Below are 13750 nucleotides of genomic sequence, written 5' to 3' on the forward strand. Positions count from 1 at the left end.
ATAGGACGCACCCGCAACGTTTTGTGGGTGCGAACCGGTTTTCAGGCTGAAGTAACGGCTTAGTTGGCGGCGGGCGGCGTAACCGGACCGCTTTGCGTATCCGTCGTGGTTTCGCCCGCGTTTCCGCCGGTCGAGGCATCCGACCCGCTTGCCGGCGGCGGCATCACCACATCGAGCGACGGCGTCGAGCCGGTCGTGTCATTGGCCGGCGCGGTCTCTGCCGGTGCACTCTGCTCGGGCGCGGCGCTATCGAGCACCGAGCTGCTGCCCGCTTTCTGCGCGGCCAGAACCGTCAGCGTCACCGAGGTCGCGAAGAAGCCAGCGGCCAGAACCCAGGTCACGCGAGTCAGCGCATTGGCCGCCTGCCGACCGGTCATCAGCCCGCCGACACCGCCGCCAGAGCTGTTGGACGACCCCATACCGAGGCCACCCCCTTCGGAGCGTTGCAGCAGCACCACGCCAATCAGCAGCAGTGCGAGGATCAGATGGATCGAGAGAACGACGTTTTCCATGAACGGGTCGGGCCTTCTTTCTTGCGACGCGCCTATCTAGGCGGATGAGACTGAGGGTGCAAGGCCGCAGAGGTGGATTTTCGGCTTTCGCGGGGTCAAATCGGCACACCCGCGCGGCCCACCTGCGCCCTCCCCTTCGTTTTGGTCCAAATATCCCGCCGGAGGCGCCTGCCTCCTCGCGCGCGCGTCACACGTGAATAGAGTGAACCACCTCTCGCAAATGCGGGCTTTCGCACCGCGCGCTCAGCCGCTATACCTCGCGCGGTTTTACACCTGCCAAGGAGAGAGCAATGGCCAATGTCGTCGTCGTCGGCGCCCAATGGGGTGACGAGGGGAAAGGCAAGATCGTGGACTGGCTCAGCGAGCGCGCGGATGTGATCGCGCGGTTTCAGGGCGGTCATAACGCGGGCCATACGCTCGTGATCGACGGCAAGGTCTACAAGCTCAACGCGCTGCCTTCGGGCGTGGTGCGGGGCGGCAAACTTTCGGTGATCGGCAACGGGGTCGTGCTCGACCCGTTCCACCTGCTCGCAGAGATCGAGAAGATCCGCGATCAGGGCGTCGAGATCACCCCCGAGACGCTGATGATCGCGGAAAACACCCCGCTGATCCTGCCGATTCACGGTGAGCTCGACCGCGCCCGCGAGGAAGCGGCCTCGAAGGGCACCAAGATCGGCACCACCGGTCGCGGCATCGGCCCGGCCTATGAAGATAAGGTGGGTCGCCGTTCGGTCCGCGTGGCGGACCTTGCCGATGACGCGACGCTTGAAGCCCGCGTCGACCGCGCGCTGCAGCACCACGATCCGCTGCGCAAGGGTCTCGGCATCGAGGCGATCGACCGCGACGCGCTGATCGCAAAGCTCAAGGAAGTCGCGCCGGAGATCCTGAAATACGCAGCCCCGGTCTGGAAAGTGCTCAACGAGAAGCGCAAGCAGGGCAAGCGCATCCTGTTCGAAGGCGCGCAGGGCTCGCTGCTGGATATCGATTTCGGCACCTACCCCTTCGTGACCTCGTCGAACGTGGTCGCAGGTCAGGCCGCAGCGGGCACCGGTATGGGCCCGGGCGCGATCGATTTCGTCCTCGGCATCGTCAAAGCCTACACCACCCGCGTTGGCGAAGGCCCCTTCCCGACCGAGCTGGACGACGAGGACGGCAACCGCCTCGGCACGCGCGGCCATGAATTCGGCACCGTCACGGGCCGCAAGCGCCGCTGTGGCTGGTTCGACGCGGCGCTGGTGCGCCAGACCTGCGCGATCTCGGGCGTGAACGGCATCGCGCTGACCAAGCTCGACGTGCTCGACGGGTTCGAGACGATCAAGATCTGCACCGGCTATGAGCTCGACGGCGAGACGCTCGACTATCTGCCGACCGCCGCCGAAGAGCAAAAGCGCTGCGTGCCGGTCTATGAAGAGATCGAAGGCTGGGCCGAATCGACCGAAGGCGCGCGCAGCTGGGCCGACCTTCCGGCAGCGGCGATCAAATATGTCCGCCGGATCGAGGAGCTGATCGACTGCCCGGTCGCGATGCTTTCGACCTCGCCCGAGCGCGACGACACGATCCTCGTGACCGACCCCTTCGCGGATTGATCCGATGGCGCTGAGCTACAAGGCCCGACGACGCCTCTCGCTGCTGGCCCTCGTCGTGGGGCTGCCCGCCTATATCGTCGTCGCTGTGACGGTGGTGAACTGGGCGGGTGCGCGCTGGGGGCGGCTGCCGATCTGGGCCGAGTTCGGCGTCTATGTCGTGCTTGGCTTGCTGTGGATCGCGCCGCTCAAGCCGATCTTCAAAGGCGTCGGCAAGGACGATCCCGACGATCCGTCGCAGCCGTGACACCCTCTGGCGGGCGCGCCGAAAAACGGGCAAATTAGCCCGATGACAAGCGCGCCCTGCCCCCTCCCGCCCGACAGTCTGACCAATTCCGACATCGCGGAACTGACCGCGTGGCGACACCGCCTGCATCAGGATCCCGAGTTGTCCGGCGAGGAACGCGACACCGCCGCGCGGGTCGTCGCGATGCTGCTGCCGACCGCACCGGACCGGACGCTGACCGAGCTTGGCGGCCACGGTGTCGCCGCGATCTACGAGGGAGCGGAGCCCGGCCCGACGATTCTCCTGCGCTGCGAATTGGACGCGCTGCCGATCCACGAGACCGGCACGCCGCCTTACCGGTCGAACTTTCCCGGCAAGGGGCATCTGTGCGGCCATGACGGCCACATGGCGATTCTCGCGGGCGTGGCGCGCTGGCTGTCGCGCAACCGACCTGTGCGTGGCCGCGCGATCTTGCTGTTCCAACCCGCTGAAGAGACCGGCGCGGGGGCTGCGGCCGTGATCGCCGATCCGCGCTTTGCCGAGATCGCGCCCGATCTCTCCTTCGCGCTGCACAATATGCCCGGCGTGCCCTTCGGGGCGGCGGCGCTGCAGGACGGGGTGATGAATTGCGCCTCGCGCGGTATGAAAATCACGCTCACGGGGTGGACCGCCCATGCCTCGCTGCCTGAAAGCGGTCGTTCCCCCGCCTCGGCGCTGGCCCGGCTGCTGACCGACCTGACGGCGCTCGGCAACGATCTGCACCAGAGCGATCCCGATTTCGCGCGCGTGACGATCACCCATGCGCGGCTCGGCGAACCCGCCTTCGGTGTCGCGCCCGGCGCGGCGGAGCTGTGGGCGACCCTGCGCACCCAGCGCGATACGGGGATGGCGGGGCTCGTGGAGAAAGCCGAGGCGATGGTGCATGAGGCTGCCGATGCGCTCGGGCTGGAGCGCGAGATCACCTATCACGACGTCTTTCGCCATTGCGAAAATACTCCCGAAGCGACCGAAATTCTGCGCGCGGCGCTGCAGGCCGAGGGGATCGAGACCACCGAGACCGATCTGCCGATGCGCGCCTCCGAGGATTTCGGGCGTTTCGCCGATCACGGTCCCGCCGCGATGGCGCTTCTGGGCGCGGGCAACCGCCCGGCCCTGCACAACCCCGATTACGATTTCCCCGACGCGCTGATCGGCCCCGGCGCGCGCGTCCTGATCCAGTGCCTGCGCGCGCGGCTGTACTGATCCAATGAGAAAGGGCGGCCCCGCAGGACCGCCCCTTCTGATCTGTCGCCGGGCTTACTGCCCCGAGGCCATCTTCGCCTCGTCCCAGTAGCGCGAGGCTTCGGTGATCGCGTATTGGCCGCGCTTCACCTTGGTGATCTTGCCCTGACGCAGCAGGCGGCCGAAGACGCGCATCCGCTCTTCGCGCGGCACGTCAGCCGCATCGTCCATGACGGACAGTTTGCGCATGATCTGCGGCGGCGAGAAATGCGGGCGCCCTTCCACGGCCGACGTATAGGCGGCGGCGGCTTCCAACAAATCGGAGAGGCCCTGCGTGCCGAGGCTTTCCGCGAATTCGGCGAAGCTGGTCGCCTGCTCGGGGTTCATCGGCGTGGCTTCGGATTCGTCGCCTTGGGCAGCGGCGAACTGACCTGCCGAGACACGGCGCGGACGGATCGCGGCGGCGGGCTGAGCAGCCGGCTGCTCGACCTCCTCGACATCCGAGGCTTCATCGGCGTCGACGCGCTGTTCGGAAACCAGCACCAGCGGCGCGGGGCGCAACGGATCGGGACGGCGCGATGCCGTCTCGCCCGAGCTGACCGGGCGGCGCGGACGCACGGCCTGGGTCAAATCGGCGCGGTAAGGCTCGGACCCGTCCTCGTCCTCGACGCCCCCTTTCGCGGTGTCCTGCCCCTTGGCCAGACGATCCGCGACAGTGGCGGCGACGGCGGCCTTGAGATGCGCGATCGCGGAGAAGCGGCGGCGGGTTTCGACCACTTCGGCCTGCTTGTCGGCCTCGGCCAGAAGGCGATCCACCTCGGCTTCGCGGTCGGTCTCTTCTTCGGAGAGCGACGCGGCCTCGCGTGCGGCAACCTCGGTCGGGGCTTCCGCCTCTTTCATGTCTTCCGCGTCGGCGGTCTCGACGGTTTCGGCCTCTGCCTCCGCGTCCTCGGCTTCGGTCTCGTCTGCGGCCTCGGCGTCAAATTCCGGTGCGAACACGTCGGCGGAGATATCCTCATCCTCGGCCTCAGCTTCGGCCACGGTGTCGTCTTCCGACGTCTCGCCTTCGGCCTCTTCGGCGATGATCGCGTTGCCCAGAACCAGAACGTTTTGCGCGTCGAGCGATGCGGTTTTGGTGGCTGCTTCGGGCTCTTCCGCTTCGGGCGCGGCGGCCTCGTCTTGCGTCAGAACCAGCGGCGCGTCGACCGACTCGTCTTCCAGATCGGACAGGTCGATATCGGGCAGCTCGAGGTCTTCGTAGACATCTGCCTGCGCAACCGCCTCTTCCGGGGTTTCGTCAGCCGTCTCGATTTCGGCGCCGGTGAAGAGGTTCTCCATCTGCAGCGCGGCGAGTTCGCGCATGAGATCGGCTTCGGCCTCGGGCGAGAGGCGCCCCGGCATCCGGCTGTCGCGATCACCTTCGTCCTGCGGCTGCTCTGCCTGCGGCGCGACCGGAGCAGGGCTGGCCTCCTCCGTCGTTTCGCTCAATTCGGCGGCCAGACGTGCGGCGAGGTCGTCCTCCTCGGCCTCTGCCTCCAGCTCGGCCTCGGCTTCGACGTCTTGCTCGGCTTCGGCAGCCACTTCGGGTGCCTGTTGCGCGCCGTCGCCCTCGATCTGCTCGGCAGCCGGGATCGCCTGATCCTCTGCACTGTCTGGCGTGGCCACGTCGTCGGCCTGCTCCGGAAGCTCTTCCGAAGCGTCCGCAGCAACCTCCGCAGTCGCGGCTTCGATCGTTTCGCGGCGGCGCACCTTGATCACACGCGCGCGCATCCGCGGCGCGTCGGCCTCAACGGTGGTATCAGCCGAGGTCTCTTCGGTTTGGTCCTCGGCCTGCTCAACCGTTTCCTCTTCGGTCGCACCGAGTTCTTCGGCTGCGGCCTTGAGCGCTGCGATGCGCTTGGCACGCTTGGCCGAACGGCGCGCGCGGCGGCTTGCCTGACGGCGCTGCATGTGATCGTCGGTGGGGCCAAACGCGGCTTCGGCTTCGTCGACAGCGTCCTCTTCCGAGGCAACGGCTTCGGCTGCTGCGATGTCTTCGGCTTCAGTCTCATCCGCTTCGGCGACGGGCTCTTCCTCGGTGACGACCTCTTCGTCTTCGCGAGCAACTTCCGCCACTTCTTCGTTTTCTTCCGCAATCTGCTCGAGTGCGGCGTCTGCCGAGGCTTCTGCTGCCACCTCCGCCTCGGGCATCTCGGCCTCGGGCTGCGTGGGTTCGGAGGCTTCGGGTTCGATTTCCTCGGCGCTCAGCGGGCCGGAAATGTCGAGGTCATAGCCGAAATCTTCGGCTTCGCTCGACGGCTCGGTCTCGAAGCGGTTCAGAAGCGCCTCGGGGACGGAAACGGGCTCGTCTTCCTCGGAGAAGCTGTCGGCCTGAACCACGCGGGCGCGGGCCACGGCTTCGCGGATGCGCTGCAGCTTGGCGGCGACGGTTTCCGGCTGCGCGAAGCCTGCTTCGGGTTCGGCGGGCTGGGTTTCAATCTCGGGCTCGGGCCGCTCTGCGACTGGTTCGGGCGCGGCTGCCGGCTCGGGCGTCTCGGCGACCTCTGGCTGCGCGGGCGCTTCGGCGGAAGGCGCGGCTTCTTGCGGCACCTCCGACGTCACCAACGGCTCTTCCTGAGCGGGTGCAGGCGCTTCGTCCGCTGCAGCCTCGCCACCCAGAAGCGTGTCTTGCTGGCGCAGAACAACGCCGTTTTCTTGAATTTTCGCTTCGACCCGGCGCTGAATTTCGCGCTCTGCGATACGGTGAAGCATCTCCGCATCGGGCTGGGGCGGCTCTGCACCGAAATACCGGTCGTCGGCAGCCAGATCGCGGAAATACTCCGCAATCGCCTTCATCGTGTTGAAAGGCTCATCAAATCCTTCCAAGGTGCACGAAAAGGTGCCGTAGGATACGGTCAGGATCTTGCTCGCACCAACCATGGACCACTCGCTTTCTATTGGACCTCAATGCGTCGACATTCCTGTCCAACTGGTTCTTTCGCGTGGACGAAAGAAGGCATTTGAAAGGTTTTTTACCGGTCTCGATTGTCTTTCTTTGCCACAATCGTCATCAATCAGCCCATGATTAGCAGTATTGTCCATTCGTCAACCGGGGTTTCGCTTCTCGGCGCCGGCGCAGTTAACCATGCGGATGTTGACGAAGCGTTGACAATCGCCCCCTGTCTCGTGGCCGCCGATGGCGGTGGAGATCGGGCCTTGTCGATGGGTCTCGAGCCCGAAGCGGTGATCGGCGATCTCGATTCCCTGTCGGATGCGGCGCGCGCCACACTTGGCCCGCGCGTGCATCCGGTGGCCGAGCAGGACAGCACCGATTTCGCGAAATGCCTGCAACGGATCAAGGCGCCGTTCATCCTGGCGCTCGGCTTTACCGGGATGCGGCTGGATCACACGCTGGCCGCGATGACCGACCTGATCCGCACGCCGCACCGGGTCGTGATGCTGGCCGAGGAAGAGGTGATCTTCCGCTGCCCGCCGTCCCTCTCGCTGGATGTGACGGAAGGCACGCGGGTCTCTTTGTTTCCATTCGGCGAGGTAAAGGCGCGCTCGGAAGGGCTGCAATGGCCGCTGGACGGGATCGGCTTCACGCCCGCCGAACGGGTCGGCACGTCGAACCGGGCGACGGGGCCTGTGCGGATCATGCTGGAGGGGCCAGCCCTGATGATGCTGCCGCGCGAGGAATTGGCCGCCGCCCTGACAGGTCTGGGGATCGGCTGAGGCGCTAACCTGCCTCGACCCGCAACGTCTCCTCCAGCCACGGCGCTTCCGCCAGAGCCGGTTCGACCACGCGTTCTTGCAGCAGTGCCCGCAACCGGGCGGCCACTTTCGCGGGCCAATCCGCCATCATCCCGTCGCGTGCCGCCAGCACGATGCGCCGGGTCAGAGGCGGCCCGTCGAGCGGCGAGAGCGCAAGCCCCGCACGTGGTGCATGGCGCACCGCCGACGGCGTCAGGATCGTCCAACCTCGCCCGGCCGCGACCAGTGCGAGGATCGCAGGATAACTGTCGAGCTCCAGCTGATGCGGCGGCGCCTTGCCCGTCTGTGCCAGATGCGCGGCGATCTGGCGGCCCATCAGCGTGCGCTGGGAATAGTGGATCAGCGGCAGCGGCGGATCGCTTTTCGCAGGTGCATCGGCGGGATGGATGGCGAGGAACGGCTCGGTCAGAAGCGGATGCAGCTCGATCCCGTCGAGCGCCGCGCCCTGCGGCTCGGCGGCGACGGCGACATCCAAGCCCCGCGCTTCGAGCTTCGACAGCAGCCGGTGGCTCGGCCCGGTTTCCAGCTCGAAGCGGCAGGTGCTGAGCTCGTCGGCCATGCCTGCCAGCAGGAGCGGCGTCACCTCGGCCTCGAAATCCTCGATCATGCCCAGCCGGAAACTCGTGAGCCCAGCCGGATCGGCCTGACCCACCCCGGCGCGACCGCGGGCCAATTCGTCCAGCATCGCCTCGGCATGAGGCAGAAAGGCCCGCCCCGCTGCCGTCAAAGCGAAAGGCCGCGCCGAGCGGTCCACAAGCTCCGCACCCAAAGCGCCCTCCAGACCCGCAAGCTGCTGGCTGACCGCCGAGGCCGAGACGCCCAGACGGCGCGCGGCGGCGGTGGTCGCGCCTTCCTCCGCCGTGGCCACGAAGACCTCGACCGCCCAGAGGCTGATGCGGGGATTGGGGGCGGGCATGGGAGGCTCCGTGATGGGGAGGCGGTAAGGTTTGAGGCGCAGACTGCCCTGCCCCGCCCCGGCACGCAAGCCATGCGGCATCCTGAGACATCGCGGACCATTGACGCCGACCGCGCCGCGGATAGCCTCGCTTTCATCCATCGCCCATCCCGGAGGAGTCGCGAGATGAAAGACCAAAGCTGGCAGGCCCGCGCCGATGCGCATAGCTTCTACGGTTTTACCGATCTGCCCACGATCCATGACCGCGGCGCGGTCGTTGTGACCCATGGCGAGGGGCCGTACATCTTCGACACCGAGGGGCGGAAATATCTCGACGCGAATTCTGGGCTCTGGAACATGGTCGCGGGGTTCGACCACCCCGGGCTGATCGAGGCCGCGCAGGCGCAATATGCGCGCTTCCCCGGTTATCACGCCTTCTTCGGTCGGATGTCGGATCAGACGGTGATGCTGTCCGAGAAGCTGATCGAGGTCTCGCCTTTCGAGGACGGCAAGGTGTTCTACACCAACTCCGGCTCCGAGGCGAATGACACGATGGTCAAGATGCTGTGGTTCCTGCACGGAGCCGAAGGCAAGCCGCAGAAGCGCAAGATCCTGACCCGCAAGAACGCCTATCACGGTGTCACGGCGGTTTCGGCTTCGATGACGGGCAAGCCCTATAACTCGGTCTTCGGTCTGCCGCTGCCGGGGTTCCTGCACCTCACATGCCCGCATTACTGGCGCGAAGGGCAGCCGGGCGAGACGGAAGAGCAGTTCACCCAGCGCCTCGCGAATGAGCTGGAAGCGACGATCATCAAGGAAGGCGCGGACACGATAGCGGGGTTCTTCGCCGAGCCGGTGATGGGCGCGGGCGGGGTGATCACGCCGCCGAAGGGCTATTTCCAGGCGGTCGCGAAGATCCTCAAAAAATACGACATCCCGCTGATCTCCGACGAGGTGATCTGCGGCTTCGGGCGCACCGGCAACACATGGGGCTGCGAGACCTATGACTTCCAGCCCGACGCGATCATCTCGTCGAAGAACCTCACTGCCGGCTTCTTCCCGATGGGTGCGGTGATCCTCGGGCCGGAATTGTCGGACCGCCTGCAAGCGGCTTCCGAAGCGATCGAGGAGTTCCCCCATGGCTTCACCGCCTCGGGCCACCCTGTCGGCTGCGCGATTGCGCTGAAGGCGATCGACGTGGTGATGAACGAGGGGCTGGCCGAGAATGTCCGCCGCCTGAGCCCGCGGCTCGAAGCCGGCCTCGCCCAGATCGCGCAAAACCCCAATATCGGCGAGCTGCGCGGCGTGGGCTATATGTGGGCGCTGGAAGCGGTGAAGGACCGCGAGAGCAAGACGCCCTTCGACGGGTCGCTCTCGGTTTCGGAACGCATCGCCAATGCCTGCACCGATCAGGGGCTGATCTGCCGCCCGCTCGGGCAATCGGTGGTGCTCTGCCCGCCCTTCATCCTGACCGAGCCGCAGATGGACGAGATGTTCGAGAAGCTGGAAACGGCGTTGAAAAAGGTGTTTGCGGAGGTCGGGTGACCCGCCAAACCGCGAGATCGCCTTGGTTCTGTCTTAGGCACCCCGACGCATAATTCAGTCCAACTGACGAAAATTATTCTATTTTCACCTCGCCCCCAGTGGGCGAGGGAAATTGCGTTGGTCGGAGGAACGCGCATGAGCCGACTTCTCAGAGTAACTATCTGCGCCGCCCTGATCTCCCTCGGTGCGCTCTCGCCAACCTATGCCGCCGATAGCATCGGCAATGTCGGGAAGTGGAGCGTCTTCGAAGAGAGAAGCGGCACCATGAAGACCTGCTGGACAGCGACCGCGAATGATCGGCGGATTTTGCTGAATGGCTCGCTTCTCTATGTCGCGGTGACGAAGCACTCGGGCCGGCAACCGGAGCTGTCTGTCTATGCCGACCGACGGCTGCCCCGCTCTGGCGGAATGACCATCACAATCGGGCAGAGAAAATTCCGCCTGCGTTCGACAGGGCAATATGCCTGGCTGGATCAACGCACCGACAAGCTTGCGATCAACGCGCTAAAACAAGTTGAGGCGGCAGGCGGGAACGCGAATTTCACCGTCTCCATTCCGAAAGTGGGCGTCTTCGACTTCTCTGCAAAAGGCTTCGCCGCCGCGTTGGACATGACATTGAAGCGATGCAGATGAAGGCTGTGGATGCGTTTCGATTGGATCGTTCGGACGCGTCTCAAATGGACCGGACGGCCAAACTGAAACGGGCCGCATCTTGCGATGCGGCCCGGTGTCAATTTCATGCAGCGCCTGCATTGCGCCGACGCGGGCGACGACGCTTCGGCGAGGCGTTGCCACCGGCATCGACCTTGGGCTTGGCTTCGGCGCGGGGTTTCGAGCGCGCCTGGGCCTGAGCTTGACCTTGCGGCTGACCCTGCCCCTGCGGTTTGCCCTGAGGCTTGCCGCCGCGACCCTTGTTGCCACCAGAGCGCGGACCGCCACGACCGCGGCCTCGAGCTGCACGCGCCGAGGGGCGCACGGCCGCAGACGGGCGTTCGCCGCTCGCGGTCGGGATCTCGATCTTCATCAGCTTTTCGATCTGCAGGAAGTTATCGGCCTCATCCGGCGAGCAGAAGGCAATCGCCTCGCCCTCGCGCCCGGCACGCGCGGTGCGCCCGATGCGGTGGACATAAGCGTCCGGCACGTCCGGCAGGTCGAAGTTCACGACATAGGACACGCCCGGAATGTCGATCCCACGCGCGGCCACGTCGGTCGCGACCAGCACGTTGACCTTGCCATCGCGGAAGCCCTTGATCGCGCGATCACGCTGGCCCTGCGATTTGTTGCCGTGGATCGATTCCGCGTTGTAGCCATCGGCGCGCAGGCTCTTCATCAGCTTTTCCGCGCCATGCTTGGTGCGGGCGAAGACAAGCGTCAGCGCACCCATATCGGCCGAGAGGATATCGCGCAGCTTGCGGGCTTTCTCGGCCTTGGAGTCGAGGAAGTGCACCGATTGGGTGATCTTGTCGGCGGCCTTGCCGGGGGGCGAGACCTGCACGCGCTTGGGATCGGTGAGGTAGGCCTGCGAGATTTCCTCCATCTGCTTCGGCATCGTGGCCGAGAACAGCAGGGTCTGGCGCGGCGTGCCAAGGCGCGACGCGATCTTGCGCAGCGCGTGGATGAAACCGAGGTCGAGCATCTGGTCGGCCTCGTCGAGCACCAGATGGCGGGTGTAGCGCAGGTCGACCGCGCCGCGATCCATCAGGTCGATCAGTCGGCCCGGGGTGGCGACGAGAATGTCGTTGCCGCGATGCATCATGGTGATCTGACGGTTGATCGACTGGCCGCCGACAACGGTCGCGACGTTCATCTTGGTGCCCTGAACGAGCCCCGCGAGGTTGTCGGCGATCTGGTTCACCAGCTCGCGGGTCGGCGCGAGGATCAGTGCCTTGCAGGTCTTGGGCGAGGGTTTGCCCGGCTGCGCCATCAGCTTGTCGATGAGCGGCAGGCCGAAGGCCAGCGTCTTGCCGGTGCCGGTCTGGGCGAGGCCCAGCACGTCATGACCCGCAAGAACCAGCGGGATCGCCTTTTCCTGAATCGGGGTCGGCTGGGTGAACTTTGCGCGTGCGAGCGACTTGAGAATGGCCGGGGAGAGCCCCAGCGAAGAGAAATCGGACAATGCCTATCCTTTATGGCCGAGGCTCCCGACACGGGGATGCGCACGGCGATCAGCCCGGACGGGATTGTCCGGAGCGCAGGTTGACGCAGACCTCGGGACAGGCGGGCTAGTCCCGCGTGGTCCGGTCTTGCGTGTCAGAACCCTGCGTGAATGGGAACTCGGGAGGTATCGCCGATGCGCCTCTCTCGGGCGCGGCTTGCTCACGCGGCAGCGCGGCGATTGGGGGTAAATGCACGTGATGGCGCGAAAAGTCAAGGGGGAGCGGTTTTTGAGAGTGCGTATAGCGCCGCGAGGGCAGCGCCCGACCTCGGGTGGGCGCAAGAGCACGATAAGTGGTTTGCGCTTTATCGAGCCACATCCGACCGACGCCCGTGCGCGCGATGACAGTGTCAAAGCGCCCTCGAGGTGGGACCGTCGCGCCAGTGGCGCGGCGTAAGCCCGACGAATGGGCGCTGCCCGGGGCTGGTCGCCCCGGGCGGGGCCCATCTTCGCGCGGCGTCTCTCCCTCAGCAGTTCGGCACGTTCACCGCCAGCCCGCCGAGGCTCGTCTCCTTGTAATGCTCGTGCATGTCGCGCCCCGTTTGCCGCATCGTCTCGATCGCCGCGTCCAGCGGCACGAAATGCGTGCCATCCCCGCGCAGCGCCAGCGAGGCCGCCGACACCGCCTTGATCGCGCCCAGACCGTTGCGCTCGATACAGGGCACCTGCACCAGCCCCTTCACCGGATCGCAGGTCATCCCGAGGTGATGCTCCAGCGCGATTTCGGCCGCGTTCTCGATCTGCTCGGGCGTGCCGCCCAGCACAGCCGCCAGCCCGGCAGCTGCCATCGCCGCCGCCGATCCGACCTCGGCCTGACAGCCGCATTCCGCCCCCGAGATCGAGGCGTTGGTCTTGATCAGCCCGCCGACGGCCGCCGCCGTCAGCAGGAAATCGGGGATTTTCGCGGAAGACGCGGAAGGCACATGATCGAGCCAGTAACGGATCACCGAAGGCATGACGCCCGCTGCCCCGTTCGTGGGCGCGGTGACGACCTGCCCACCGGCCGCATTTTCCTCGTTCACCGCCATTGCATAGGCCGAGATCCAGTCATTGATCTGATGCGGCGGTGCGAGGTTCTGGCCCCAATCCGCCTTCAGGCTCTCGTGGATCGCCTTGGCGCGGCGCTTCACCCGCAGGCCGCCGGGCAACTCGCCCTCGCTGGTCAACCCGCGCTCCATACAGTCGCGCATCGTGATCCAGATTTTCGAGAGACCCTCGTCGATCTCCTTCGGGCCGCGGAAACGCGCCTCGTTGCGCCGCTTCATCTGCGCGATGCTCTGCCCCGAGGCATGGGCCATCGCCAGCATCTCCTCGGCGGTCTTGAAGGGGAACGGCACCGGGCTCGGCGCGTCGCGGGCGGCATCGTCGACCGCGGCCAATTCGGCCTCGGTGCGCACGAAGCCGCCACCGATCGAGTAATAGACCTCGTGCATCAACACGTCGCCCTGCGCGTCGCGCGCCTCGATCACCATGCCATTCGCATGGCCGGGCAGCGACGTGTCGTAATCGAAGATCAGATCGGCCTCGGGGTCGAAGGCCAAGGGCGGCAATCCGTCAGGCTTCAATAGGTGGTCGCGGGCATTCGCGGCCAGCAATTTCTCGGCCAGATCATTGTCGTAGCTCTCGGGCACCACGCCCGCGAGCCCGAGGATCGCGGCGCGGTCCGTCGCATGGCCCTTGCCGGTGAAGGCAAGCGAGCCGTGCAGGCGCACCCGCACCCCATGCGCGGTGAAGGGCGAGGCCCGGAGCGCGTCGAGAAACCGCGCGCCGGCCACCATCGGCCCCATCGTGTGCGACGAGGACGGCCCGACGCCGATCTTGAAGATATCGAAGACGCTCAGAAACATGCGACCTCCCTGC

General features: G+C 66.1%; 11 protein-coding genes. 6 read left to right on the forward strand and 5 right to left on the reverse strand.

Features of this window, described 5'->3' with window-relative positions; translation table 11 throughout:
* Positions 1 to 59: 59 nt before the first annotated feature.
* On the reverse strand, positions 60 to 512 hold the full coding sequence (gene secG / locus BMI86_RS03000) for a preprotein translocase subunit SecG (RefSeq protein WP_078539694.1): 453 nt from the start codon (positions 510 to 512) through the stop codon (positions 60 to 62).
* Between the two features lie 290 nt (positions 513 to 802).
* Between secG and BMI86_RS03005 the strand changes: the two genes are divergently transcribed.
* The 3 genes from BMI86_RS03005 to BMI86_RS03015 are packed head-to-tail and all read left to right on the forward strand — an operon-like array spanning position 803 to position 3563.
* Positions 803 to 2098 (forward strand): adenylosuccinate synthase, encoded by a 1296-nt coding sequence (locus tag BMI86_RS03005; RefSeq protein ID WP_078539695.1) that lies wholly within the window; start codon positions 803 to 805, stop codon positions 2096 to 2098.
* Between the two features lie 4 nt (positions 2099 to 2102).
* Positions 2103 to 2342, forward strand: a complete 240-nt coding sequence (locus tag BMI86_RS03010; protein ID WP_078539696.1) for a DUF2842 domain-containing protein — start codon at positions 2103 to 2105, stop codon at positions 2340 to 2342.
* A 42-nt stretch (positions 2343 to 2384) separates the two neighbouring features.
* Positions 2385 to 3563, forward strand: a complete 1179-nt coding sequence (locus BMI86_RS03015) for an amidohydrolase (RefSeq protein ID WP_078539697.1) — start codon at positions 2385 to 2387, stop codon at positions 3561 to 3563.
* Between the two features lie 54 nt (positions 3564 to 3617).
* Here the strand turns inward: BMI86_RS03015 and BMI86_RS03020 are convergent, their stop codons facing one another.
* Positions 3618 to 6461, reverse strand: a complete 2844-nt coding sequence (locus BMI86_RS03020; protein WP_078539698.1) for a hypothetical protein — start codon at positions 6459 to 6461, stop codon at positions 3618 to 3620.
* 141 nt (positions 6462 to 6602) lie between these two features.
* Here BMI86_RS03020 and BMI86_RS03025 point away from each other — a divergent pair, with 141 nt between their 5' ends.
* The gene (locus BMI86_RS03025; protein ID WP_078540413.1) at positions 6603 to 7256 is read left to right on the forward strand and encodes a thiamine diphosphokinase; all 654 of its coding nucleotides are present in this window, start codon (positions 6603 to 6605) and stop codon (positions 7254 to 7256) included.
* Between the two features lie 4 nt (positions 7257 to 7260).
* On the opposite strand, the gene BMI86_RS03030 is transcribed toward BMI86_RS03025, so the two are convergent.
* Positions 7261 to 8211 carry a LysR family transcriptional regulator gene (locus BMI86_RS03030; RefSeq protein ID WP_078539699.1) on the reverse strand — a complete coding sequence of 317 codons (951 nt, stop codon included), beginning with the start codon at positions 8209 to 8211 and terminating at the stop codon, positions 7261 to 7263.
* Positions 8212 to 8376: 165 nt separating this feature from the next.
* Here BMI86_RS03030 and BMI86_RS03035 point away from each other — a divergent pair, with 165 nt between their 5' ends.
* Both BMI86_RS03035 and BMI86_RS03040 read left to right on the forward strand, forming a co-directional pair.
* On the forward strand, positions 8377 to 9735 hold the full coding sequence (locus BMI86_RS03035) for an aminotransferase (protein ID WP_078539700.1): 1359 nt from the start codon (positions 8377 to 8379) through the stop codon (positions 9733 to 9735).
* A gap of 135 nt (positions 9736 to 9870) precedes the next feature.
* The gene (locus BMI86_RS03040; protein ID WP_078539701.1) at positions 9871 to 10368 is read left to right on the forward strand and encodes a hypothetical protein; all 498 of its coding nucleotides are present in this window, start codon (positions 9871 to 9873) and stop codon (positions 10366 to 10368) included.
* 103 nt (positions 10369 to 10471) lie between these two features.
* Here the strand turns inward: BMI86_RS03040 and BMI86_RS03045 are convergent, their stop codons facing one another.
* Both BMI86_RS03045 and BMI86_RS03050 read right to left on the reverse strand, forming a co-directional pair.
* Entirely contained in the window at positions 10472 to 11851 is a 1380-nt protein-coding gene (locus BMI86_RS03045; RefSeq protein ID WP_078539702.1) for a DEAD/DEAH box helicase, read from the reverse strand.
* Positions 11852 to 12357: 506 nt separating this feature from the next.
* Positions 12358 to 13737 carry an L-serine ammonia-lyase gene (locus tag BMI86_RS03050; protein ID WP_078539703.1) on the reverse strand — a complete coding sequence of 460 codons (1380 nt, stop codon included), beginning with the start codon at positions 13735 to 13737 and terminating at the stop codon, positions 12358 to 12360.
* Positions 13738 to 13750 lie beyond the last annotated feature (13 nt).

The organism is Thioclava sp. DLFJ5-1 (assembly GCF_002020115.1).
GTDB classification, from domain to species: domain Bacteria; phylum Pseudomonadota; class Alphaproteobacteria; order Rhodobacterales; family Rhodobacteraceae; genus Thioclava; species Thioclava sediminum.